Below are 2,737 nucleotides of genomic sequence, written 5' to 3'. Positions count from 1 at the left end.
GTCCGCTACCCGTCTTCCCGGATGGCCGCGGTGCCGAACAACTGCGACGCGGCCTGGAGCGGGGTGGGGGCGGGAGTGGCCGCGGCCACGGCGGCCGGGTCCTCGTGGCAGGTGAAGCCCAGCCGGGCCATGGCCCGGGTGACCTCACCGGCCGAGAAGTCACGGGGGTCCTGCCCCGTGAGAACCCGCCCCACCTGCTTGGCGGGATAGCGGTGACGGCCGATGGTCACGGACGAGCCGGTGACCGGCTCGGGCGTGATGCCCTTCATGGAGGCCAGCACGCCGTTGCGGCTCAGGTCGAACGGGTACCGGGCGATGACACAACGCATGATGCCTCACAGGGGTGGGAGGGGACGACGATCGGAACGTGATGGCTTCGCGGAGGGGCGACGGCCCCGGCCACGGCCGCGACGGCTCTCAACCCGCCCGGCCGGCGGCGGAACGACGCCCCGCCCCACCGCGCCCGGCCGCACCGTGACCCGCCGCTCCACCGGAACGACCGGCGCCGGAACGGCCCGTGCCGGAACGGCCCCGACGGCCACGGGACGAGGAGTTCCCGGCCCCGGCCCCCCGGGGACGCTCCGCCGCCGGGGCGGCGATGACGACCGGCGTCCCGGAGGGCTCCCGGGCCCCCGTGATCCGGCTCAGCTCCGCCTCGCCCGAACGCACCCGGGTGACCTGCGGCGTGATGCCCGCCGTCACCATCAGGCGGGTCATCTCCCGACGCTGGGGCGGCGTCACCAGGGTGACGACGCTCCCGGACTCACCGGCCCGGGCGGTGCGACCGCCCCGGTGCAGGTAGTCCTTGTGGTCCCCCGGCGGGTCGACGTTCACGACCAGGTCGAGGTCATCCACGTGGATGCCGCGCGCCGCGACGTTCGTCGCCACCAGCACCGTCACGTGCCCGTTCTTGAACCCGTCGAGGGTCCGGGTGCGCTGCGGCTGGGTCCTGCCGCCGTGCAGGGCGGCGGCCCGGACGCCGTTGCTCAGCAGGTGCTTGGTCAACCGGTCCACCGCGCGCTTGGTGTCCAGGAACATGATCACCCGGCCGTCCCGCGCCGCGATCTCGGTGGTGGTTTGACGCTTGTCGTCCTCCTCGACGTGGAGCAGGTGGTGCTCCATCGTGGTGACCGCGCCCGCCGAGGGATCGACGGAGTGCACCACCGGGTCGGACAGGTAGCGACGCACCAGCAGGTCGACGTTGCGGTCGAGCGTCGCCGAGAAGAGCATCCGCTGCCCGTCCGGACGCACCTGGTCCAGCAGCGCGGTGACCTGCGGCATGAAGCCCATGTCCGTCATCTGGTCGGCCTCGTCCAGGACGGTGATGGCGACATCGTCCAACCGGCAGTCGCCCCGGTCGATGAGGTCCTTCAGCCGACCCGGCGTGGCGACGACCACCTCGGCGCCCGAGCGCAGCGCGTTCGCCTGCCGGCCGATCGACATCCCACCGACAACGGTCGCCGACCGCAGGTGCAGGGCACGGGCGTAGGGAGAGAGCGCGTCGGTGACCTGCTGGGCCAACTCACGCGTGGGCACCAGGACCAGGCTCAGCGGACGACGGGGCTCGGCGCGCCGGCCGGCCGTGCGGGTCAGCAGCGCCAGGCCGAACGCGAGGGTCTTGCCCGAACCCGTGCGGCCCCGGCCCAACACGTCCCGACCCGCGAGGGAGTTCGGGAGTGTCGCCGCCTGGATGGGGAACGGCACGGTCACGCCCTCCCGGGCGAGGGCCGCCACCAGGGAGGCCGGCATGTCGAGATCGGCGAAGGCCTCCACCGGCGGCAGAGCCGGGGTGATGGTCTTCGGAAGGGCGAACTCGCCCCGGGGCGCCTGCCGGGGGGCGGAACCCCGGGAGCGACGCGCGGGGCTGGAGCGGCGGGAGGCGTCGCCCCCGAAACGGGCGGCGCCCCGGCCCGCGCCGGAGCCCCCCGACGCCGATCCCCCGGCGAAGCCACGGCCGGAACGGTCGTACGTACGTGTGCGGTTCATGCGGAACCTTCCTTGATGCGGCGCGTACCAAGGAATTCCCGCAGCACACGAGTGGCGCAGAGAATCGCAGGAACGAGCCGGGATGATGGAGCCGGAGCGGGCCCCGACGTCGCGTGAGGTCGATGCGTTCGCATGAACTTCACGGGAATCGCGGGCATCGAATGAGAGACGGAATTCCCCGTCGCATCTCCGACATCCGGAAAACAGCGAGCCGGGGCCCGCACCCCAAGGTGCGGGCCCCGGCCGCGATGTATGCGTGAGCGTCGAACGCGTCAGGCCGGAACGATGTTCTCGGCGGTCGGGCCCTTCTGGCCCTGCGCGATCTCGAAGGTCACCTTCTGGCCCTCGAGCAGCTCACGGAAGCCCTGGGCCGAAATGTTCGAGTAGTGGGCGAAGACGTCGGGGCCGCCGCCGTCCTGCTCGATGAAGCCGAAGCCCTTTTCCGAGTTGAACCACTTCACGGTACCGGAAGCCATAATGAATCTCCTTCAGGACGGTGCTCGGAGTCCACACCTCGTGAACTCCGGTCGCCGTGATGATCACCCCGTCGGAAAAACCTTCAGGCAACCACTACTGCAACTGGGAACGACACTAGCACGACGCACCCCGCCGCCCGCGACGAAATATTCGCCGGCACTCCCGCGACCGGGGAATATTCACCGCACGCCGAACCCATTTCTCACTTCGCCGGCACAGATATGCCCGGGCCCCGGCCACAGCGTTGTTCCCGCCCCGCGACACCGCACCGCCC

At 71.4% G+C, this 2,737-nt stretch carries 3 protein-coding genes; all 3 read right to left on the bottom strand.

Annotated features, from left to right (window positions below; translation table 11 throughout):
• Window positions 1-5: 5 nt before the first annotated feature.
• A complete protein-coding gene (locus FNQ90_RS18930) occupies window positions 6-329 on the bottom strand; it encodes an SCO5918 family protein (protein ID WP_182607464.1) in 324 nt (107 codons plus the stop codon).
• An 88-nt stretch (window positions 330-417) separates the two neighbouring features.
• Window positions 418-1,986, bottom strand: a complete 1,569-nt coding sequence (locus FNQ90_RS18925) for a DEAD/DEAH box helicase (RefSeq protein WP_182607463.1) — start codon at window positions 1,984-1,986, stop codon at window positions 418-420.
• 272 nt (window positions 1,987-2,258) lie between these two features.
• Window positions 2,259-2,462, bottom strand: a complete 204-nt coding sequence (locus FNQ90_RS18920) for a cold-shock protein (protein ID WP_143618807.1) — start codon at window positions 2,460-2,462, stop codon at window positions 2,259-2,261.
• Between the last annotated feature and the right edge of the window lie 275 nt (window positions 2,463-2,737).

The sequence above is a fragment of the Streptomyces alkaliphilus genome (assembly GCF_014141535.1).
GTDB lineage: Bacteria > Actinomycetota > Actinomycetes > Streptomycetales > Streptomycetaceae > Streptomyces > Streptomyces alkaliphilus.
This window is presented reverse-complemented; position numbering and strand designations above follow the sequence as displayed.